The organism is Leifsonia sp. PARNA 1/14, from assembly GCF_055720965.1.
The window spans coordinates 908,185-929,059 of the sequence record NZ_JBVQSP010000001.1 but is presented as its reverse complement, the minus strand read 5'-3'; the positions used below and the strand labels follow the sequence as shown (position 1 = coordinate 929,059).

Sequence of the window (20,875 nt, the reverse complement as noted above, 5' to 3'; positions counted from 1 at the left end):
TCGCTCACTGGGCGGCGGACTGCAGCGCGGAGACGGGGACCGCGCCTGCGAGGACGCGGCCGTCGGCCGTGACGAGCACCGAGACCAGCGTGGTCGAGAGCGCCCGGCCTCCATCGACCGACTGCGTCAGCTCGCCGACCAGCGGGTCGTCGAGGGCCTGTGCGGGCACGGTGCCCGCCGGGAGGCTGACGATCGTCGCCCAGCCGGTGCCCGTCACGGTCGGCTTCGGGTGCGAGGCGCCGGACGGCCGCTCGCCGGACTTCGGCGACTGCTCGCTCACGGTCGCGCCCTTCGGTGGCGTGAAGGCGAAGACGCTGGCGTCGGGAGCGCCCGGGCTGAAGGAGGTGAAGCCGGCCTGGAACGCCGGCGAGGAGGCCCCGCGCGCCAGCACCTGGACGCGCAGCGGGAGGCCGGTCTGACCGTCGACCGCGATGGCGACCGAGCCCACCAGGGTGGCGTCGGTGCGCGGCGTCAGCACCAGGTCGTACGCGTCACGCCCGGCAACCTTCGTGTTCGCGCCCAGGCTGACCTTCGTCGTCGGGTCCACGGCCGCCAGGAACCGCTCCGCGAGCGCCTGCGGCGTGGTCGCGGTGGCGTCGGGAGTCGGCGTCGGCTCGGACGCCTTCGCGTGCTCCGGAAGCGCGAGGTGGGTCACCGACTCGTCCGACGACTGGTACAGCCAGACGTCGGAACCGTTGCGGATGGCGTCGCGCTCGGCCAGCTGGTCGAGCACCTGCACGCGCACCTTCGTGGGACCGTCCACGTACACCTTGGCCGTGTGGTCGCCCATGAGCAGCTCGAGCGTGCTCGCGACGGAGCCGTCCGTGCTGGAGCCTCCACCCGTCTTCGGCAGACTCGGCAACCCGAGGTCGGAGCTCTGCTCGACCGTGCCGGAGAACGCCTTCGTGTCGCTCGACGCGACCAGCCGGAGGACGTCAGCCGGCGACTTCACTGGGAGGTCGGCGGCTCCCGCGGCGATCGGGATCGCGATCGCTCCCGCGGCGATGGCGACGGGGACGACGATGGCGGGCAGCCAGCGGACAAGGCGGTGCTTCATAGTGCCGAGGATACGCTCGCGACCACCGCGGCGACCCTCCGGGTTCCATGGGAGAACGGGAAATCATCCCCTGGTATGACCTGGCCTGGGAGCTGCCCGAACGTACTCCCGACGCACGCAGAAGGCCCCGCCGGAGCGGGGCCTTCCTCCATCCGTCGTTACAGGACGTCGCCGACCTTGTGGACGCGGATGTCGTTGGTGGTTCCGGGGATCCCGGGAGGGGAACCGGAGATGATGATGACCTTGTCACCGTCGACGGCGCGACCGGTGGACTTGAGCGCCTCGTCGACCTGCGCCACCATCTGGTCGGTGTGCGTCACGCGACCGACCACGAACGACTCGACGCCCCAGAACAGCGACATGCGCCGGCGGACCGACTCCTCCGGCGTGAAGGCCAGGATCGGGATCTTGTTGCGCAGGCGGGCCATGCGGCGGGCCGATTCGCCCGACTCGGTGAAGACGCAGAGGAACTTCGCCTCGACGAAGTCGGCGACCTCCACGGCGGCCAGCGTGATCGCGCCCGACTGGGTGCGCGGCCGGGTGCCGAGCGGCTGGATGCGGTCGAGCCCGTGCTCCTCGGTGGAGGTGACGATGCGCGCCATCGTCGCGACGGTGATCGCCGGGTACTCGCCGACGCTGGTCTCGCCCGAGAGCATGACCGCGTCTGCACCGTCGAGGACGGCGTTGGCGACGTCGGACGTCTCGGCGCGGGTCGGGACCGGGCTGGAGATCATCGACTCGAGCATCTGCGTCGCCACGATGACCGGCTTGGCCGCGCGCCGGCTGAGCTCGACCGCGCGCTTCTGCACGATCGGCACGGCCTCCAGCGGCAGTTCCACGCCGAGGTCTCCGCGGGCGACCATGATGGCGTCGAACGCCTCGATGATCTCCTCCAGCGCCTCCACGGCCTGCGGCTTCTCGATCTTGGCGACCACGGGGACCCTGCGGCCCTCTTCGGCCATGATCTCGTGCACGCGCTGGATGTCCTGAGCGTTGCGCACGAACGAGAGCGCGATGATGTCGGCGCCGAGCTTGAGGCCCCAGCGCAGGTCCGCCTCGTCCTTCTCGGACAGCGCGGGCACGTTGACCGCGACACCCGGGAGGTTGATGCCCTTGTTGTTCGAGACCGGGCCGGCGACGATGACCTCGGTGGTCACGACGTTGCCCTCGACCTCGACGACGCGCACGCGCACCTTGCCGTCGTCGATCAGCAGGAAGTCGCCCGGCTTCACGTCTTGGGGCAGCCCCTTGAACGTGGTCGAGGAGATCTCCCTGGTGCCGATGATGTCGTCGGTGGTGATCTTGAAGATGTCGCCCTGTGCGAGGTCGTAGGGGCCGGCCTCGAACTTGCCGAGACGGATCTTGGGACCCTGGAGGTCGACCAGGACTGCGACCGGCTTACCCGCGTCCTCGGCGGCCTTGCGCACGTTGGCGTAGACCCCCTCGTGCACGTCGTAGCTGCCGTGGCTCAGATTCATCCTCGCGACGTCCACGCCCGCGTCGATGATCGCGCGGATGTTGTCGTAGCTGGAGGTCGCCGGACCGAGGGTCGCGACGATTTTCGCCCTTCTCATGGGTTTTTCAGTGCTCCGTGATTCTCGCACCCCTGACGGCGCGTTCTCGTGGTGGAGGGGATCAGACGAGGATGCCCCGGTCGGTGGGACGGACCGGCGACGGCAACTGCGTCTCCCCTTCAAGATACCGGTCGACGGCGGCTGCCGCTGCCCGGCCCTCTGCGATGGCCCAGACGATGAGCGACTGACCACGGCCCGCGTCGCCCGCGACGAACACACCGGCCTCGCTGGTCTGGTAGTCGCCGTCGCGGGCCACGTTACCCCGGTCGTCGAACGGGAGGCCGAGCTGGCCGCCCAGCCCGTCCTGCTCGGGACCAGTGAAACCGAGGGCGAGGAGGACGAGGTCCGCGGGGATCTCGCGCTCCGTACCGGCCTTCGGCACCCGGCGGCCGTCGAGGTACTCGGTCTCCGCGACACGGAGAGCACGGACCTCGCCGAACTCGTTCGCGAGGAACTCGACGGTCGACGCGAGATACTCGCGCGCTCCGCCCTCCTCGTGAGCGCTCTGCACCTCGAACAGGGTCGGGGTCATCGGCCACGGCTGGTGGATGGGACGCTCCGAAGGCGGCTGCTTGCCGATCGCGAGGTTCGTCACGCTCGCGGCGCCCTGACGGTGCGCGGTGCCGATGCAGTCTGCTCCGGTGTCGCCGCCTCCGAGCACGATGACGTGCTTGCCGTCCGCCGTGATCTGTCCGGCGACCTGGTCGCCGGCGCCCGCCTTGTTCTGCTGGACGAGGTACTCCATCGCGAAGTGCACGCCGGCGAGATCGCGGCCCGGGATCGGGAGGTCGCGCGGCACCATCGCACCGGTCGCGACGACAACCGCGTCGTACCGCGCCCGGAGGTCGTCCCAGGCGATGTCGACGCCGATGTTCACGCCGGCGCGGAACCGGGTGCCCTCGGCCATCATCTGGTTGAGACGCGCCTCGAGGTGTTTCTTCTCCATCTTGAAGTCGGGGATGCCGTAGCGCAGGAGGCCGCCGATGCGGTCATCGCGCTCGTACACGGCGACCGTGTGGCCGGCGCGGGTCAGCTGCTGCGCGGCGGCCAGGCCGGCAGGTCCGGAGCCGACGACCGCGACGGTCTTGCCGGTGAGACGCTCCGGCGGGTGCGGCTGCACCCAGCCGTTCTGCCAGGCCTGGTCGATGATCGACACCTCGACCTGCTTGATCGTCACGGCCGGCTGGTTGATGCCGAGCACGCACGACGACTCGCACGGGGCCGGGCACAGCCGGCCGGTGAACTCGGGGAAGTTGTTGGTCGCGTGCAGACGCTCGATGGCCTGCCGGCCTTCCCCGCGCCACATCAGGTCGTTCCACTCCGGGATCAGGTTGCCCAGCGGGCAGCCCTGGTGGCAGAACGGCACGCCGCAGTCCATGCAGCGACCGGCCTGGCGGCGCAGCTGCGCCGGGTCGCCCGCCTCGTAGACCTCTTTCCAGTCCATGAGCCGGACCGAGACCGGTCGCCGTTTGGGGAGCTCGCGCTCCGTCGTCTTCAGAAAGCCTTTAGGATCAGCCACCGGTCACCTCCAAGATCCGGGTCCACACAATGTCGCCGTCGGGGTCGAGTCCCTCGTCGACGGCCTCCTGCCGCATCTGCAGCACGGCCGCGTAGTCGCGCGGCAGCACTTTGACGAACTTCGCGACGGTCGCGTCGAAGTCTGCGAGCATCCGCTCGGCCAGGGCCGATCCGGTCTCGGCGCGGTGGCGCTCCAGCAGGTCGCGCACGATCTCGATGTCGCCGCTGCCGAGCGGGAGGAGCTCCAGCTCTCCGCTGGCGAGCGCCTCGCGGTTGACGCGCTCGGTCTTCAGGTCGTAGACATACGCTGTGCCGCCGGACATGCCGGCGCCCAGGTTGCGTCCCGTGCCACCGAGGATGACCGCGAGGCCTCCCGTCATGTACTCGAGCGCGTGGTCGCCCACGCCCTCCACGACGGCCGTCGCGCCGGAGTTGCGGACCAGGAAGCGCTCGCCCACGATGCCGCGGATGAACATGCTGCCCTGCGTGGCGCCGTACCCGATCACGTTGCCGGCGATCACGTTGCGCTCCGCCGGGAAGACCGTGCCCTGCGGAGGCCGCACGATGATCTGCCCGCCCGAGAGCCCCTTGCCGACGTAGTCGTTGGAGTCGCCCTCCAGACGCAGCGTGATGCCGGCCGGGAGGAAAGCGCCGAGCGACTGGCCGGCCGAACCGGTGAGCGTGATGTCGATCGTTCCGGTCGGGAGGCCGTTCTCGCCGTGGCGGACGGTCACCTCGTGACCGAGCATGGTGCCGACGGCGCGCTCGGTGTTCCGGATCGGCAGGGCGAGCGAGAGCGTCGCGCCCTCCGCTCCGGGGTGCTCCGACGCGAGCACGTCGTGCGCGGCCTGGATGAGCTGGTTGTCGAAGTGCTCGTCGAGCTCGTGGTCCTGGGCGCGGCCGTTCTTGCGCGGTGCGTCCTCCGGGAAGTCCGGACCGCGCAGGATCGGCGACAGGTCCATGCCCGACGCCTTCCAGTGCTCGATGGCGCGATCGGCGTCGAGCAGCTCGGCGTGGCCGATGGCCTCGTCGAGGCTGCGGAAGCCGAGCTCCGCCAGGTACTCGCGCACTTCCTGGGCGATGAACTCGAAGAAGTTCACGACGAACTCGGGCTTGCCCGAGAACCGCGAGCGCAGCTCCGGATTCTGCGTGGCGACGCCGACCGGGCAGGTGTCGAGGTGGCAGACGCGCATCATGATGCAGCCGGAGACGACGAGCGGAGCGGTCGCGAAGCCGAACTCCTCGGCGCCGAGCAGGGCGCCGACGATGACGTCGCGGCCGGTCTTGAGTTGGCCGTCGACCTGCACGACCACGCGCTCGCGCATGCCGTTGAGCATCAGAGTCTGCTGGGTCTCGGCGAGGCCGAGCTCCCACGGCGTGCCCGCGTGCTTGAGCGAGTTGACCGGGGACGCGCCGGTGCCCCCGTCGTGGCCGGAGACCAGGATGACGTCGGCCAGGGCCTTCGCCGTCCCCGCCGCGACCGCGCCGATGCCCGACTCGCTCACCAGCTTGACGTGCACCCGCGCCTGCGGGTTCGCGCGCTTCAGGTCGAAGATCAGCTGCTTGAGGTCCTCGATCGAGTAGATGTCGTGGTGCGGAGGCGGCGAGATCAGCCCGACGCCGGCCGTCGCGTGCCGCGTGCGCGCCACCCACGGGTAGACCTTGGTCGGCGGCAGCTGGCCGCCCTCGCCGGGCTTGGCGCCCTGGGCGAGCTTGATCTGGATGTCGTCGGCGTGCGTCAAGTACATCGACGTGACGCCGAACCGGCCGGAGGCGACCTGCTTGATCGCGCTGCGGCGCTCCGGGTCGAGCAGGCGGTCGAGGTCTTCGCCGCCCTCGCCGGTGTTGGACTTGGCGCCCAGCCGGTTCATCGCGATCGCGAGGGTCTCGTGCGCTTCCTTGGAGATCGAGCCGTAGCTCATCGCGCCGGTGGAGAACCGCTTGACGATCGACTCGATCGGCTCGACCTCGTCGATCGGGACCGCGGGGCGCGAACCGGTCTTGAGCGCGAACATGCCGCGCAGGGTCATCAGCGACTGGGCCTGGTCGTCGACGAGCTTGGTGTACTGGCGGAAGACGTCGTACCGGCGGGTGCGCGTCGAGTGCTGCAGCCGGAACACCGTCTCCGGGTTGAACAGGTGCGGTGCGCCGTCACGACGCCACTGGTACTCGCCGCCGGTCGCCAGCCTCTCGTGAGCGAGGATGGCGCCCTCCGGCGGGTAGGCGCTCGTGTGCCGCGACAGGTTCTCGGCCGCGATCGCGTCGATGCCGATGCCGCCGAGCTTGCTCGTCGTTCCGGTGAAGTACTCGTCGACGAACTCCTGGCTGAGACCGACGGCCTCGAACGCCTGGGCGCCGGCGTACGACGACACGGTCGAGATGCCCATCTTCGACATGATCTTGAGCACGCCCTTGCCGAGCGCCTTGATCACGTTCTTGACGGCCTTCTCGGGCGAGACGGTGGTGATCATCCCGCTGCGGACCAGCTCTTCGCAGGTCTCCATCGCCAGGTACGGGTTGATGGCCGACGCCCCGTAGCCGATGAGCAGCGCGATGTGGTGCACCTCGCGCACGTCGCCGGCTTCGACGATGAGACCCACCTTCATGCGGTTCTCCGCACGGATCAGGTGGTGGTGCACAGCGGCGAGCATCAGCAGCGAGGGGATCGGCGCGAGGTCTTTGGTGGAGTCGCGGTCGCTCAGCACGATGAACTGCGCGCCGGCGTCGATGGCCTCGTCGACCTCCTGGCACATCTCGGCAAGACGGCCCTTCATGGCGTCGGGACCGGCGTCGAACCGGTAGAGGCCGCGGACCGTCGTCGTCAGCCGGCTGCCTGGGCGCGGGTCGATGTGCTGGATCTTCGCGAGCTCGTCGTTGTCGATGACCGGGAAGTCCAGGACGACCTGACGCGCGTGCTCGGGGCCGGCCGTGAGCAGGTTGCGCTCCGGGCCGAGGCCCAGCTTCATGGTCGTGACGACCTCTTCGCGAATCGAGTCGAGCGGCGGGTTCGTGACCTGCGCGAACTGCTGCGTGAAGTAGTCGAACAGCAGGCGCGGGCGCTCCGAGAGCACCGCCACCGGGGTGTCCGATCCCATCGCACCGAGCGGCTCCGCACCGGTGGTCGCCATCGGCTTGAGGAGGACGCGGACCTCCTCCTCGGTGTAGCCGAACGTGCGCTGGCGGCGCGTGATGGACGCGGGCGTGTGCACGATGTGCTCGCGCTCCGGGAGGTCCTTGAGGTTGATGCGGCCCTCGCCGAGCCACTCGCCGTAGGGCGCGCCGGCGGCGAGCTCCGACTTGATCTCGTCGTCTTCGATCAGGCGGCCGGCGACGGTGTCGACCAGGAACATGCGGCCCGGGCGCAGACGGCCCTTGCGCACGACCCGGCTGGGCTCGATGTCGAGCACGCCGATCTCGGAGGCGAGCACCACGAGGCCGTCGTTCGTCACGACGTACCGGCCGGGGCGCAGGCCGTTGCGGTCGAGCGTCGCGCCGACGAGCGAGCCGTCGGTGAAGACGATCGCGGCCGGGCCGTCCCACGGCTCCATGAGCATCGAGTGGTACTCGTAGAAGTCACGGCGGACCGGGTCGATCTCGGTCTGGTTCTCCCACGCCTCCGGGACCATCATCATCACCGCGTGCGGCAGCGAACGGCCGGTCAGCGAGATGAGCTCCACGACCTCGTCGAAGGAGGCCGAGTCGGACGCGCCGGGGGTGACGATCGGAAGCACCGGCGCCAGGTCGCCGAGCAGCTCGCTCTCGAGCTGCGACTGCCGGGCGCGCATCCAGTTGCGGTTGCCCTGCACCGTGTTGATCTCGCCGTTGTGAGCGATCATCCGGAACGGCTGGGCGAGCGGCCACGACGGGAACGTGTTCGTCGAGTAACGCGAGTGCACCAGCGCGAGCTTGGAGGCGAAGCGCTGGTCGGAGAGGTCGGGATAGAACGGCTCCAGCTGGAGGGTCGTCACCATGCCCTTGTAGACCATCGTGCGGCTCGACAGCGACGAGAAGTACAGGTCGAGCTCCCGCTCGGCGCGCTTGCGCAGGAAGAACGTGAGGCGATCGAGGGCGATCCCGGCGACGGGCTCGCCGCGCTCGTCGGTGCGCGTGCTCGACACGAAGAGCTGCTCGATGACCGGCATCGCGGCCCGCGCGAGGTTGCCGAGCTCCTCGGGCCGGACGGGCACCGGACGCCAGCCGAGGATCGTCAGGTCGTGCTCGGCCGCGATCTCGGCGACGGCGATCTTGATCCGGTCGCGCTCGTCGGAGTCCGTCGGCAGGAACGCGTTGCCGACGGCGAACCGGCCGGCTCCCGGCAGGTCGAGGCCGGACACGGCGCGCAGGAAGGCGTCGGGCACCTGCGTGATGATGCCGGCGCCGTCGCCCGTTCCGGCGTCGGAGCCGACCGCGCCGCGGTGCTCCAGGTGGCGCAGCGCCTCGAGCGCCGCGTCGATGATGTCGTGCCCTGCGGTTCCGCGCAGGGTCGCGACCATGGCGAGACCGCAGGCGTCCTTCTCGGCGGCAGGGTCGTAGAGACCCTGCTTGCCGGGGATCATGCTGAACCGGGTATGGGGAGGCGTGAGCGCCATATGTCGACCGTCCTCACAGTGTCGTGGATGTGGGGATTGGAGTGCGGGGACGCCTTCGGCCCGTTGCTGGGAGGGTTCCGCCGCTGTTGCGCCGGGCTGGTGTGCGGCCCGGGACGTCCGTGCGGTCAGATGATGGTTACGGGATCGCCTCGACGGGTGTGTGCCTTGACGGGTATGTGTGATGATGCCGTGTTGTCATGAGCCGACGGAGGTCATCCGTGGGAAGGGCTTGTGGCCTTGGCTCCTGCGGACGCGGTGGGCTCCCCGTCGCCATCGACGAAGTCCTCGTCATCCGAGTCCGTGTCGTCAGAGTCTACCTCAGCATCCGGGCGAACCCATTCACGACCCGGTCGGTAGACGCTCGGCTCCAGTCCGGTGTGCCGGCGGGACTGCACGATGAAGATCACGATGCCGAGCACGACGGCGAGGAACGCGGCCCACACATTGCTCTGGATGCCGAGGAACGAGAACTCGCTCGGGTCGATGCGGATGGACTCCAGGTACGAGCGGCCGACACCGTACCAGATGAGGTAGACGGCCAGCGTCTTGCCCCACTGCAGGCGGAACTTGCGCTCCAGGAAGAGGATGACGGCGACGCCGATGACGTTCCAGATGATCTCGTAGAGGAACAGCGGCTGGAACAGCGTGTTGTCGGGCAGGCCGACCGGGATCGCCTTGTTGCCCGCGTCGATCTGCAGGCCCCACGGCAGGTTCGTGGGAAGTCCGAAGAGCTCCTGGTTGAAGTAGTTGCCGAGCCGGCCGATCGCCTGAGCGAGCAGCAGCGCGGGAGCCAGCGCGTCAGCCACGCTCCAGAACCGCAGGCCGCTGATGCGGCAGGCGATCCAGATGCCGACGGCGCCGCCGATCAGCGAGCCGAAGATGGCGTTGCCGCCCTCCCAGATCGCGAACACGTTCCAGAGGTTCGCGCCCGGGTAGAAGTAATCGGACGGGTGCGTGAACACGTGGTAGAGGCGGGCACCGATGATGCCGAGGACGACGGCCCAGAGCAGGATGTCGAGGATCACACCCGGCTCGGCCCCGCGCTTGCTGAGGCGACGGGAGGTCCAGAGGGCTGCGACCACGATGCCGATCAGGATCATGATCGCGTAGGTCTGGATACGCCAGTGCAGGCCGAAGATGTCGATCGGGATCTGCTGCCATTCGGGCCCCGGGCTCGGGATGCTGGCGACCCAGCTGCTCATCGTCGCGACCACGCGATGACTACCTTTCGTGTCCTATGGAGTCCGGCGCCGAACGGCGCACGGCCTCCAGTCTAAATGCAGGTCTGCGATGCCACCGACCCGCTCAGGTGCTGGTCGGTGCCGCCCTCAGGCCGACGCGCCCTGCCGCGCGGTGCCGGTGGCGAGCTCGGCCGCGATGCGACCGGCCTCTGCGACCCCGCCGTCGGCGAGGGCCTTGACGAGTGCTGACCCGACGATCGCACCATCGGCGTACTCGAGGACCTCCGCCACCTGGGCGGCGGTCGAGATGCCGAGGCCGACGCAGGTGCTCGTCGCTCCGGCGTCGCGCAGGCGGCCGACGAGCGAGCGGGCGGCCGAGTCGACGTCGCTGCGCGCACCGGTGATGCCCATCGTGGAGACGGCGTAGACGAACCCCCGGCTGCTCTCGATGGTCGTGCGCAGGCGCGCGTCGGTCGACGAAGGCGCCGCGAGGAACACCCGGTCGAGACCGGTGCGGTCGGAGGCGGCGAGCCAATCGGCTCCTTCGTCGGGGATGAGGTCGGGAGTGATGAGCCCCGCTCCCCCTGCTTCGACGAGGTCGTCGGCGAAGCGGTCGACGCCGTACTGCAGCACGGGGTTCCAGTACGTCATGACGAGCACCGGGACGTCGACGCGCTGCGTGATCTCGCGCACGGCCGTGAAGCCGTCGCGCAGTCGGAAGCCGTTCGAGAGGGCCTGCTGCGTCGCGGCCTGGATGACCGCGCCGTCCATGACCGGATCGGAATACGGAAGGCCGAGCTCGATGACGTCGACGCCGTTCTCGGCGAGGGCGACCGCCGCGTCGATGCTGGTCTGCAGGTCGGGGAAGCCCGCCGGCAGGTAGCCGACGAGAGCTCCGCCGGCCTCCGCGTTGCGCTGCGCGATGGTGTCTGCAACACGGCTCACGACTGCACTGCTCCATCGTCGATCAGGCCGAAGTAGCGTCCGGCGGTCTCCATGTCTTTGTCGCCGCGACCGCTGAGGTTCACGAGCACGATGCCGTCGGGGCCCACCTGCTTGCCGAGCTCGAGCGCGCCGGCGAGGGCGTGCGCCGACTCGATGGCCGGGATGATGCCTTCGGTGCGGCTCAGCAGCTTGAGCGCCTGCATGGCGTCGGCGTCGGACACCGGGCGGTACTCGGCACGGCCGAGCTGTGCGAGCCAGGCGTGCTCGGGACCGACGCCCGGGTAGTCGAGGCCCGCCGAGATCGAGTGCGACTCGATCGTCTGGCCGTCCTCGTCTTGCAGCAGCATGCTGCGTGCGCCGTGCAGGACGCCGGGGCGACCCTTGGTGATGGTCGCCGCGTGGCGAGGCGTCTCCGCACCCTCTCCTCCCGCCTCGAACCCGACCAGACGCACGTCTTCGTCGTCGAGGAACGCGTGGAAGATGCCCATGGCGTTGGAGCCGCCGCCGACGCAGGCCGCGACGGCGTCGGGCAGACGCCCGGTCAGCGCGAGGACCTGCTCGCGGGCCTCCTCGCCGATGATCTTCTGGAGGTCGCGCACCATCTCAGGAAATGGGTGCGGACCCGCGACCGTGCCGAAGATGTAGTTGGTGTTCTCGACATTCGTGACCCAGTCGCGCATCGCGTCGTTGATCGCATCTTTGAGGGTGCGCGAGCCGGTCTTCACGGCCACGACCTCCGCGCCGAGCAGCCGCATGCGCGCCACGTTCAGCGCCTGCCGCTCGGTGTCGACCTCGCCCATGTAGATGGTGCACTCGAGGCCGAACAGCGCAGCAGCGGTCGCGGTCGCGACGCCGTGCTGGCCTGCGCCGGTCTCGGCGATCACGCGCGTCTTGCCGATGCGCTTGGTGAGGATGGCCTGGCCGAGAACGTTGTTGATCTTGTGCGAGCCGGTGTGGTTGAGGTCCTCCCGCTTGAGGATGACGCGGGCGCCCCCGGCGTGGGCGGCGAATCGCGGCACCTCGGTGATGATGCTCGGGCGACCGGTATAACTGCGGTGCAGCTCGTCGAGCTCGGCGTGGAACGCGGGATCGGCCTTGGCCTCCTCCCATGCGATCGTCAGCTCGTCGAGGGCGGCGACGAGGGATTCGGGGACGAAGCGCCCGCCGAACTCGCCGAAGTAGGGTCCGTGTTCAGAACGAAGGGACATCAGGCTCCCAGGAACTCGCCGAGCGTGGCGACGGGATCGCTCGTGACGAGCGCCTCGCCGACGAGCACGACATCCGCGCCCGCCGCCCGGTAGTGCGCGACGTCGGCGGCCGATTTCACAGCCGACTCCGCCACGCGGATGACGCCGGACGGGTACCGGTCGGCCAGGCGGCCGAACAGGTCCCGATCCAGCTCGAACGTCGAGAGGTTGCGCGCGTTCACGCCCACCAGCTGCGCACCGGTGTCGAATGCACGGCTCAGCTCCTCCTCGGTGTGCGCTTCGACCAGGGCGGTCATGCCCAGGTCGGAGATCAGGCCGTGCAGCTCGACCAGGCGCGGCTGGTCGAGGGCGGCCACGATCAGCAGGACCAGATCGGCGCCCGCGGCGCGGGCCTCGAACACCTGGTACGCATCCGCGACGAACTCCTTGCGCAGCACGGGCAGCGACACGGCGGCGCGCACGGCTTCGAGGTCGGCGAGCGACCCCTTGAAGCGGCGCTCCTCGGTGAGGACGCTGATGGCGCTCGCGCCACCGGTCTCGTAGAGCGAGGCGAGGGCGGCCGGGTCGGGGATCTCGGCCAGATCGCCGCGCGACGGGCTCGCCCGCTTGACCTCGGCGATGATCTTCACCCGATCGGCCGGGGCCAACGCGGCCAGCGCGTCGATGGCGGGCTCGCGGGCGGTCGCAGCCGCCTCGACCACGGCGAGCGGGCGCTCAGCGCGTCGTCGCTCCGCATCCTCCAGCGCGCCGGCGACGAGGTCGGCGAGCACGGGTTAGTGGCCCTTCGGCTGGTACTTGGAGCCGCCCACTCCGTAGCCCACGCGCTTCATGATCCAGCCCACGATCAGTCCGATCACGGCGAGACCGGCCGACAGCCACACGATGATCGGAGCGTCGTAGAAGAACGCGACGGCTCCGATGGTGAAGGCGATCAGCATGATGATCACGGCCGTCCACGCCGCCGGTGAATGACCGTGGCCTGGCTCGACTGACTCGGTGCTCATGGGACTCCTGCACGTCGGGTGCGCCTCCGCTCGCCCGTCAGGACAGGGCGGCGCACGGTTGGTGGATCGGGAACAAGTCTAGTGGCTCAGCGCGTGGGATCGTCGCCGCGGCTCAGCTCGTCCCAGCTGTCGATCGCGGTGTCGCGGTCGAGCGCGGTGGGGCTGGGGGGCGTGTCGGCCTCGGCCGCCTCGCGCGCCTCCTCGTCGTCGTCGGCCGTGTCGGCGGGCGCCCCGTCGTCGCCCTCGGAGAGCTCGGCGACGGCCTCCTCGGCCGAGCGGCCGTCCTCCCCGGCGAACCGCGCCTGGTACCGCCGCGACGCGCCGGGCCAGGCCCGCACGAATTCGATGGCCAGGATGCCCGCGGCGACGACGAGCACGCCGCCGACCACGGCGAGCCACGGCCAGAACTCGGTCGTCGTGCTCTCCACGAGCTTGCGCAGGGAGGCCTCCCCTGCGACGCCCGTCGCCGAGGTGATCGCCCCGCCTGCTGCACGCAGCGGGTCGCCCACGACGGAGACGGCCGAGAAGACGATCGAGACGCCGAGCAGGATGCCGAGGATCGACAGCACGACGCGGAAGGCGGGGCCGGCGATCGCGAGCGCCGCCGTCAGGGCGAGCCCGGCCAAAGAGAGCGCGGTGAGCGCGGGAGCCGCGGCCGACCCGGCGACCGTGACCGTGCCCGCGTGGTTGGCGACGTCCTTGACGTCGATGACGAACCAGGTCTGCGTCGCCGCGAGCAGCCCGAGGCCGCTCCCCACGACCAGCGCGAGCAGCGTCAGGTACTTGACGCGACGGTTCTCAGCGCGCACCCTGCACCCGTTTCATGCCGTTGGCCACCGCCACCGCCCGCAGGGGCGCCGCCGCCTTGTTCTGCGACTCCTGGAACTCCATGATGGGCACGGAGTCGGCGACCAGGCCGCCTCCCGCCTGCACCCGGGCCACGCCGTCCATGATCGTGGCCGTGCGGATGGCGATGGCGAGGTCGGCGTCTCCGGCGAAATCGAAGTAGCCGATCACTCCCCCGTACACCCCCCGCTGCGCGGGCTCGAGTTCGTCGATGATCCGAAGGGCCATCGGCTTCGGCGCGCCCGAGAGTGTGCCGGCGGGGAAGGTCGCGCGGAACACGTCGATCGCGCCGGACTCCGGCAGCAGGTCGCCCTCCACCGACGAGACGATGTGCATGATGTGGCTGAAGCGCTCGACGCGCATGAACTCGGTCACCTCGACGCTGCCCGCCGCGCACACCTTGAGCAGGTCGTTGCGGGCGAGGTCGACGAGCATCAGGTGCTCCGCCCGCTCTTTGTCGTCGGCCAGCAGGGAGGCCTCCAGGTCGAGGTCCTCTTCGGGGGTGGCGCCGCGCGGGCGCGAGCCGGCGATGGGGTGCGTGAACGCACGCCCGTCCTGCACCTTGACCAGCGCCTCGGGCGAGGAACCGACGATCTGGTACGGCCGGCCGTCCGGGCGTTCCAGCGAAAGCAGATACATGTACGGGCTCGGGTTGAGCGAGCGAAGCACCCGGTAGACGTCGAGAGCGGACGCCGTGCACTCGAGCTCGAAGCGCTGAGAGATCACGACCTGGAAGATGTCGCCGTCGACGATCCGCTCCTTGGCGGTCTCGACCGACGCGAGGAAGTCCTCCTGGCGGGTGCGCGACACCGGACTGCCGACGGCCGTGAGGTCCACGTCGGCGAGCCAGGCCTCCGAGGGCTGCGCGAGCTCGGTCTGCATGCGGTCGAGGCGCTCCTGCGCGTCGGCCCACAGGGCGTCGACGTCGTGCTCGCCGTCGGCCAGCGCGTTGGCGATCAGCTTGACCGTGCCGGAGCGGTGATCGATCACGACCAGGTCGGCGACGAACGCCATCGCCTGACCCGGGATGTCGTAGTCGGCCGGCGGACGCTGCGGCAGCCGCTCCAGCTGCCGCACGGCCTCCCAGCCGATGAAGCCGACCAGACCACCGGTGAGGGGAGGCAGGCCGGGGATCCGCGGGGTGCTCCAGCGCTCGTGCAGGGCCGCGAGGGCCTCCAGCGGCGTCCCGGAGGCCTCCGCGCCGAGCGCGCGCTGCGCCGACAGCCCGTAGTCGAGCCAGCGGACCTCGTCGCCGTTCTGCGTCAGCATGCCGAACGACGCGGCGCCGACGAACGAGAACCTCGACCAGATGCCGCCCTGCTCGGCGGACTCCAGAAGGAAGGTGCCCGGCCGTCCCGCGGCGAGCTTGCGGTAGATGCCGACGGGCGTCTCCCCGTCGGCGAACAGCTCGCGGACCACTGGCACGACGCGATGCGCGGCGGCCAGCGCCGCGAACTCCCCGCGCCCGGTCGTCCCGCCTGCGGTGGCGATCACAGGTCGGTGCCCATCTCGGCGGCGAGCCGCGCGCTCTCGGCGTCGGCGACCACCGGCTCCAGCACGTCGGCGTCGAAGCACGTGCGCGTGCCGGTGTGGCAGGCGGCACCGAGCTGCTCGACCGTCACGAGCAGCGTGTCGCCGTCGCAGTCCAGTGCCGCCCCCTTGACGTACTGAACGTGTCCGGAGGTGTCGCCCTTGCGCCAGTACTCACGGCGGGAGCGCGACCAGAACGTCACGCGGCCCTCACTGAGGGTGCGCCGCACCGCCTCGGCGTCCATCCAGCCCATCATCAGCACCTCGCGGGAGTCCCACTGCTGGATGACGGCGGGGACCAGCCCCGCGTCGGTGAACCGGATCCGCCCGATCACGTCGTCGATCGCAGTCATGAACGCACCTCCAGACCTGCTCGTCGCAGTTCGTCTTTCACGTCGCCGATGGTCATCTCGCCCGAGTGGAACACGCTCGCCGCCAGCACCGCGTCGGCGCCGGCGTCGATCGCCGGCACGAAGTCGGTGACGGCGCCCGCGCCACCCGAGGCGATGACCGGCACCCGGCTGATCGCGCGCATCTCGCGGATGAGCTCCAGGTCGAAGCCCTCTTTCGTGCCGTCGGCGTCGATGGAGTTGACCAGCAGCTCCCCCGCGCCCAGCTCGATCGCGCGCTCCGCCCAGTGCAGGGCATCGATCCCGGTCTCGGTGCGCCCGCCGTGCGTCGTCACCACGAACCCGGAGGCCGTGTCGGCCGAGCGCTTCACGTCGAGCGAGAGCACGAGCACCTGGGCGCCGAAACGCTCGGCGATCTCGCCGACCAGCTCCGGCCGCGCGATCGCCGCGGAGTTGACACCCACCTTGTCGGCACCGCTGCCCAGCAGCTTCGCGACGTCCTCCGTGCTGCGCACGCCGCCGCCCACGGTGAGCGGGATGAAGACCTGCTCGGCCGTAGCGCGCACCACGTCGTAGGTCGTCGAGCGGTCATCGACCGTCGCCGTGACGTCGAGGAAGGTCAGCTCGTCCGCACCCTGCTCGAAGTACCGGCGCGCGAGTTCGACGGGATCGCCCTGGTCGCGGAGGTTCTGGAAGTTGACGCCCTTCACGACGCGTCCGGCGGCCACGTCGAGACAGGGGATGACCCGGACCGCGACGCTCATCAGATCCGTGCCGCGTGGATCGAGGTGACCAGGATCGCGCGGGCGCCCAGCTCGTAGAGCTCGTCCATGACCTGGTTGGTGCTGTCGCGCTTGATCATGACCCGGACCGCGACCCAGTCCGGCTCCCCGAGCGGCGACACGGTGGGCGACTCGACGCCCGGCGTCAGGGCGACGGCCTGCTCGAGCAGCGCGACGGGGAGGTTGTAGTCGATCAGCACGTACTGCCGGGCGACCATCACACCCTGGAGGCGGCGCAGCAGGGTGTCGACGCCGGCCGCGGGCGACGGCGACGACACGAGCACGGCCTCCGACTCGAGGATCACCGGGCCGAAGATCTCCAGGCCCTGCTTGCGCAATGTCGTGCCGGTCTCGACCACGTCGGCGACGGCGTCGGCGACGCCGAGGCGCACAGCGGACTCCACCGCGCCGTCGAGCTTGATGAGTGACGCATCCACGCCGTTGTCGGTGAGGAACTGACCGACGAGCCCCGGATAGCTCGTCGCGACGCGCTTGCCCTCCAGGTCGGCGAGGTCGGTGTACGACCCGGCCGGTCCGGCGAAGCGGAACGTCGATGCGGCGAAGTCGAGCGCGGCGATCTCGGCGGCGGGCGAGCTCGAGTCGAGCAGGAGGTCGCGACCGGTGATGCCGACATCGAGTGCGCCGGAGCCGACGTAGGTCGCGATGTCGCGGGGGCGGAGGTAGAAGAACTCCACGCCGTTGCGCGGGTCGGCGACGATGAGCTCCTTGGGATCGCGGCGACCGTGGTAGCCGGCTTCGAGGAGCATCTGCGCCGCGGTCTCGGAGAGGGAGCCCTTGTTGGGGACGGCGATCTTCAGCATGCGTTGTGACTTTCGTGACGTGACGGACGGAGGCACGGATCCGGGGACCCGGGAGCGGTCATCACAGATGTCGGTACACGTCGGCCGGGGTGAGGCCCTTCGCGATCAGCAGCACCTGCAGGTGGTACAGCAACTGGGAGATCTCCTCGGCGGTGGCCTCGTCGGATTCGTACTCCGCGGCCATCCAGACCTCTGCGGCCTCCTCCACGATCTTCTTCCCGATGGCGTGCACGCCCGCGTCGAGCTCGCGAACCGTCCCGGAGCCTTCCGGGCGGGTCTCGGCCTTCTCGCTGAGCTCGGCGAAGAGGTCGTCGAAGGTTTTCACCGTTACAGCGTACTAGTCGCCGAGCGCGGCCGGTGCGCGCGCGACGGCTGCGCACCGCGGTCTGCTTCGCGCACATCGTCGCCGAGCCGGTTCCGGCGCAGAAGTGGAGGCGTCGTCACTGGCGTTCTCAGTGGAGGTGGGCCACGACGGCGGCCCGCAGCCCGGCGATCCGCTCCGCGGGCTCTCCGCGGAAGACGCTGGAACCTGCGACGAACGTGTCGGCGCCGTTCTCGGCGGCCGTGACGATCGTCTCCTCGGTGATGCCGCCGTCGACCTGCAGCCAGACGTCGAGGCCGCGCGCTTCGACGGCCGCTCGGAGCGAACGCAGCTTCGGCATCGTCTCGACCATGAACGACTGGCCGCCGAACCCCGGCTCCACCGTCATCACCAGCACCTGGTCGAACTCCGGGAGCAGGTCGAGGTAGCCGTCGACCGGAGTCCCCGGCTTGAGCGCGATCCCGGCTCGTGCGCCGATCGCGCGCAGGCGGCGGGCGAGCGCCACGGGATCGGCAGCGGCCTCCGCGTGGAAGGTCACCGAGAAGGCGCCCAGCTCGGCGTAACCGGGGGCCCAGCGGTCGGGGTCGTCGATCATCAGATGCACGTCGAGCGGAATCGGGCTGACGTCCTGGATGCGTCCGACCATCTGCGGACCGAAGGTGAGGTTGGGCACGAAGTGGTTGTCCATGACGTCCACGTGCACGAGGTCGGCGGTGGCGATCGTCCCGAGATCGCGCTCGAGGTTCACGAAGTCGGCCGCCAGGATGCTCGGATTGATGCGCGTCGCCATGCGGCCAGCCTATTGGCGCGGGGCACTCCCCCCGGCCGGACGGGCCGAGCGGCTACGAGGCGGCCTTCTCCAGCACGGCGATGAACATGGCGTCGGTCAGGTGGCGGTGCGGCCAGAGCTGCACCAGCTCGGGGTCGCCCGCCAGATCGAGTCGCTCGTTCGCGACCGACTGCACGATCTCCGCGCTGTCGCCCGTGCTCAGCACGCCGCGGTGGCGGTCGAGGGCGTCCGCGACCACGGCGCGGGTCTCGGCCACGTGCGGCGAGCACGTCACATAGACGAGGACACCGCCCGGTTTGAGCGCCTCCACCGCGGAGTCGATCAGGCGCGCCTGCAGCCCGGTCAGCTCTGCGACGTCTCTGGGCGTCTTCCGCCAGCGCGCCTCGGGTCGCCGACGCAGCGCGCCGAGGCCGGTGCACGGTGCGTCGAGGAGGATGCGGTCGAAAGCCTCCGGGTCGCTGCTCCCGAGCTCGACGCCGTCACGCTCCCAGACCGGGACGTCGAGCGGGACGGACGCAAGGGCTCGTCGCACCAGCTCAGCCCGCGCGGGCACCACCTCGTTGGCGACCAGGGTCGCGCCGCCCGCGAGCGCCTCGGCTGCGAGGAGTGCCGCCTTGCCGCCGGGCCCGGCGCAGAGGTCGAGCCAGCGCTCGCCCTCCACGATCGGGCGCGCGCGCGTGAGCGCGAGCGCCGCGAGCTGCGAGCCCTCGTCCTGTACGCGGAGCCGGCCCTCGGCCTCGGTCACCAGCCCCTGCGGGTCTCCCCCGCCCGCGGTGAAGCCGACGGGCGAGAAGCGGTCCGGACGCGCTCCGCTGGGCGGCTCGGCGAGGCCGGGCAGAGCGATCATGTTGACGCGCGGTGCGGTGTTGTCGGCCTCCAGGAGGGCTTCCAGCTCCGTCTCCCGGCCCTCCGCTTCGAGGGAGCGGCGGAACGCCCGCACGATCCACGCGGGGTGCGAAGAGAGGGCCGCGAGCCGCTCGTCCTCGTTCTTGGCGTCCGCGAGCACGCGCTCTCGCCACTCGTCGGGCGTCGAGCGGCCGATCTCGCGCAGCACGCCGTTGACGAATCCCGTGCCCGACCGGCTGCCGACCAGGCGTGCGAGTGCGACAGACTCGTTGACGGCGGCGTGCGACGGCACGCGCGTCGACAGCAGCTGATGGGCGCCGAGCCGGAGCACGTCGAGGAGCGGCGGATCGATCTTGTCGACCGTGCGCCCGGCGGCCCGGGCGATGACGCGGTCGTAGTAGCCCTGCATCCGCAGGGTGCCGTAGGTCAGCTCTGTCGCGAGCGCGGCGTCGGCCGTCGACAGCCCCGCCCGTGCGATACGGCCGGGCAGCAGGAGGTTCGCGTACGCGTCGGACTCCCTGACGGCCGAGAGCACGTCGTAGGCGACCCGGCGTGCGGGCTGGACCTTGGTGCGGTCGTTCATGAGAGCACCGCCGATCCCCCGGCGCCGCGCCACCAGTCGGCGGCCGCCATCGCTCGCTTGCCCGCCGGCTGCACGGTGACGAGCTCGAGCGGCGTCGTACCGGTGCCCACCTCGATGCGGCCGTCGACCTCGGCGACGACACCCGGCGGCAACGACAGGCCTTCGGTGGGGCGGGCCGAGTGCACCTTGAAGCGCTCTCCGTCGAGCAGCACCCAGGCGCCCGGTTCCGGCGTGACGCCACGCAGCCGCGCGTAGACGTCGTCGACCGGGACGGTCAGGTCGAGGCGCGCGTCGTCGATCGTGAGCTTGGGCGCGAGCACGGCGTCACCGCTCTGCGGTACCGCTACGGCCGTGCCGTCCGCGATCGCGGAAACCGTGTCGGCGAGCAGGGTGGCGCCGTCGTCCGCCAGCGATTCGAGCAGCTCTCCCGCGGTCGCGTCGGCCGGGATCGGTCGCCGCAGCTGTGCGAAGACGTCACCGGCGTCGAGTGCGGCCACCAGCTGGAACACGGCGGCGCCGGTCTCGGTGTCGCCGGCCATCACGGCCCGTTGCACCGGCGCGGCGCCCCGCCAGCGCGGAAGCAGCGAGAAGTGCAGGTTGACCCAGCCGAGCCGCGGAGTGGAGACCAGCGGCTCGCGCACCAGACCGCCGTAGGCGACGATGACGCCGAGGTCGGTGCGAAGGTCGGCGACCTGCTCGGTGACGTCGTCCCCCAGCCGGTTCGCCTTGATGACGGGCAGGTCGAGTCCGGCCGCGGCCTCCGCGACCGGCGACGGAGTCAGCACACGCTTACGGCCGAGGGGGGCGTCCTCGCGCGTGATGACGGCGGCGATTTCGAAATGCTCGGCGAGGGTGGTCAGCGAGGGGACGGCGGCGGCGGGCGTGCCGGCGAAGACGAGGCGCATGGCAAGGTTCTTTCGGTGGGGTCA

General features: G+C 70.4%; 18 protein-coding genes. All 18 read right to left on the bottom strand.

Going from position 1 to position 20,875, the window contains the following annotated elements; genetic code table 11:
* Positions 1-4 precede the first annotated feature (4 nt).
* The 18 genes from AC0HS0_RS04615 to fmt all read right to left on the bottom strand — a co-directional run bounded on the left by AC0HS0_RS04615 (position 5) and on the right by fmt (position 20,851).
* Positions 5-1,057, bottom strand: a complete 1,053-nt coding sequence (locus AC0HS0_RS04615; protein ID WP_472961962.1) for a LolA family protein — start codon at positions 1,055-1,057, stop codon at positions 5-7.
* Positions 1,058-1,215: 158 nt separating this feature from the next.
* On the bottom strand, positions 1,216-2,631 hold the full coding sequence (gene pyk / locus AC0HS0_RS04610; protein WP_472961961.1) for a pyruvate kinase: 1,416 nt from the start codon (positions 2,629-2,631) through the stop codon (positions 1,216-1,218).
* 61 nt (positions 2,632-2,692) lie between these two features.
* Positions 2,693-4,150 carry a glutamate synthase subunit beta gene (locus AC0HS0_RS04605; RefSeq protein WP_472961960.1) on the bottom strand — a complete coding sequence of 486 codons (1,458 nt, stop codon included), beginning with the start codon at positions 4,148-4,150 and terminating at the stop codon, positions 2,693-2,695.
* A complete protein-coding gene (gene gltB / locus AC0HS0_RS04600; protein WP_472961959.1) occupies positions 4,143-8,738 on the bottom strand; it encodes a glutamate synthase large subunit in 4,596 nt (1,531 codons plus the stop codon). The genes AC0HS0_RS04605 and gltB overlap by 8 nt, the downstream gene beginning before the upstream one ends.
* 212 nt (positions 8,739-8,950) lie before the next feature.
* A complete protein-coding gene (gene lgt, locus AC0HS0_RS04595; RefSeq protein ID WP_472961958.1) occupies positions 8,951-9,940 on the bottom strand; it encodes a prolipoprotein diacylglyceryl transferase in 990 nt (329 codons plus the stop codon).
* 126 nt (positions 9,941-10,066) lie between these two features.
* On the bottom strand, positions 10,067-10,864 hold the full coding sequence (gene trpA, locus AC0HS0_RS04590; RefSeq protein ID WP_472961956.1) for a tryptophan synthase subunit alpha: 798 nt from the start codon (positions 10,862-10,864) through the stop codon (positions 10,067-10,069).
* Positions 10,861-12,072, bottom strand: a complete 1,212-nt coding sequence (gene trpB, locus AC0HS0_RS04585) for a tryptophan synthase subunit beta (protein ID WP_472961955.1) — start codon at positions 12,070-12,072, stop codon at positions 10,861-10,863. Before trpB ends, trpA begins: the two co-directional genes overlap by 4 nt.
* On the bottom strand, positions 12,072-12,842 hold the full coding sequence (trpC, locus tag AC0HS0_RS04580; RefSeq protein WP_472961953.1) for an indole-3-glycerol phosphate synthase TrpC: 771 nt from the start codon (positions 12,840-12,842) through the stop codon (positions 12,072-12,074). The genes trpB and trpC overlap by 1 nt, the downstream gene beginning before the upstream one ends.
* 3 nt (positions 12,843-12,845) lie before the next feature.
* Positions 12,846-13,076 carry a DUF6704 family protein gene (locus AC0HS0_RS04575; protein ID WP_472961951.1) on the bottom strand — a complete coding sequence of 77 codons (231 nt, stop codon included), beginning with the start codon at positions 13,074-13,076 and terminating at the stop codon, positions 12,846-12,848.
* An 86-nt stretch (positions 13,077-13,162) separates the two neighbouring features.
* Entirely contained in the window at positions 13,163-13,885 is a 723-nt protein-coding gene (locus tag AC0HS0_RS04570) for a Trp biosynthesis-associated membrane protein (protein ID WP_472961949.1), read from the bottom strand.
* On the bottom strand, positions 13,875-15,416 hold the full coding sequence (locus AC0HS0_RS04565) for an anthranilate synthase component I (protein ID WP_472961948.1): 1,542 nt from the start codon (positions 15,414-15,416) through the stop codon (positions 13,875-13,877). Before AC0HS0_RS04565 ends, AC0HS0_RS04570 begins: the two co-directional genes overlap by 11 nt.
* Positions 15,413-15,805, bottom strand: a complete 393-nt coding sequence (hisI, locus tag AC0HS0_RS04560) for a phosphoribosyl-AMP cyclohydrolase (protein ID WP_472961947.1) — start codon at positions 15,803-15,805, stop codon at positions 15,413-15,415. Before hisI ends, AC0HS0_RS04565 begins: the two co-directional genes overlap by 4 nt.
* Positions 15,802-16,566: an imidazole glycerol phosphate synthase subunit HisF gene (gene hisF, locus AC0HS0_RS04555; RefSeq protein WP_472961945.1), complete on the bottom strand. Its 765-nt coding sequence runs from the start codon at positions 16,564-16,566 to the stop codon at positions 15,802-15,804. Before hisF ends, hisI begins: the two co-directional genes overlap by 4 nt.
* On the bottom strand, positions 16,566-17,405 hold the full coding sequence (gene hisG / locus AC0HS0_RS04550) for an ATP phosphoribosyltransferase (protein ID WP_472961944.1): 840 nt from the start codon (positions 17,403-17,405) through the stop codon (positions 16,566-16,568). The genes hisF and hisG overlap by 1 nt, the downstream gene beginning before the upstream one ends.
* A gap of 61 nt (positions 17,406-17,466) precedes the next feature.
* Positions 17,467-17,730, bottom strand: a complete 264-nt coding sequence (locus AC0HS0_RS04545) for a phosphoribosyl-ATP diphosphatase (RefSeq protein WP_208039408.1) — start codon at positions 17,728-17,730, stop codon at positions 17,467-17,469.
* Positions 17,731-17,857: 127 nt separating this feature from the next.
* The gene (rpe, locus tag AC0HS0_RS04540; protein WP_472961942.1) at positions 17,858-18,517 is read right to left on the bottom strand and encodes a ribulose-phosphate 3-epimerase; all 660 of its coding nucleotides are present in this window, start codon (positions 18,515-18,517) and stop codon (positions 17,858-17,860) included.
* A gap of 52 nt (positions 18,518-18,569) precedes the next feature.
* Positions 18,570-19,946 carry an RsmB/NOP family class I SAM-dependent RNA methyltransferase gene (locus tag AC0HS0_RS04535; RefSeq protein ID WP_472961940.1) on the bottom strand — a complete coding sequence of 459 codons (1,377 nt, stop codon included), beginning with the start codon at positions 19,944-19,946 and terminating at the stop codon, positions 18,570-18,572.
* On the bottom strand, positions 19,943-20,851 hold the full coding sequence (gene fmt / locus AC0HS0_RS04530; protein ID WP_472961938.1) for a methionyl-tRNA formyltransferase: 909 nt from the start codon (positions 20,849-20,851) through the stop codon (positions 19,943-19,945). Before fmt ends, AC0HS0_RS04535 begins: the two co-directional genes overlap by 4 nt.
* Between the last annotated feature and the right edge of the window lie 24 nt (positions 20,852-20,875).

Coding starts and splice junctions, on each gene's coding strand:
- AC0HS0_RS04575 (WP_472961951.1), bottom strand. CDS start 13,076: ATGAGCACCGAGTCAGTCGAGCCAGGCCACGGTCATTCACCGGCGGCG.
- gltB (WP_472961959.1), bottom strand. CDS start 8,738: ATGGCGCTCACGCCTCCCCATACCCGGTTCAGCATGATCCCCGGCAAG.
- hisI (WP_472961947.1), bottom strand. CDS start 15,805: ATGACTGCGATCGACGACGTGATCGGGCGGATCCGGTTCACCGACGCG.
- rpe (WP_472961942.1), bottom strand. CDS start 18,517: ATGGCGACGCGCATCAATCCGAGCATCCTGGCGGCCGACTTCGTGAAC.
- AC0HS0_RS04615 (WP_472961962.1), bottom strand. CDS start 1,057: ATGAAGCACCGCCTTGTCCGCTGGCTGCCCGCCATCGTCGTCCCCGTC.
- trpB (WP_472961955.1), bottom strand. CDS start 12,072: ATGTCCCTTCGTTCTGAACACGGACCCTACTTCGGCGAGTTCGGCGGG.
- fmt (WP_472961938.1), bottom strand. CDS start 20,851: ATGCGCCTCGTCTTCGCCGGCACGCCCGCCGCCGCCGTCCCCTCGCTG.
- hisG (WP_472961944.1), bottom strand. CDS start 17,405: ATGCTGAAGATCGCCGTCCCCAACAAGGGCTCCCTCTCCGAGACCGCG.
- hisF (WP_472961945.1), bottom strand. CDS start 16,566: ATGAGCGTCGCGGTCCGGGTCATCCCCTGTCTCGACGTGGCCGCCGGA.
- pyk (WP_472961961.1), bottom strand. CDS start 2,631: ATGAGAAGGGCGAAAATCGTCGCGACCCTCGGTCCGGCGACCTCCAGC.
- lgt (WP_472961958.1), bottom strand. CDS start 9,940: ATGAGCAGCTGGGTCGCCAGCATCCCGAGCCCGGGGCCCGAATGGCAG.
- AC0HS0_RS04535 (WP_472961940.1), bottom strand. CDS start 19,946: ATGAACGACCGCACCAAGGTCCAGCCCGCACGCCGGGTCGCCTACGAC.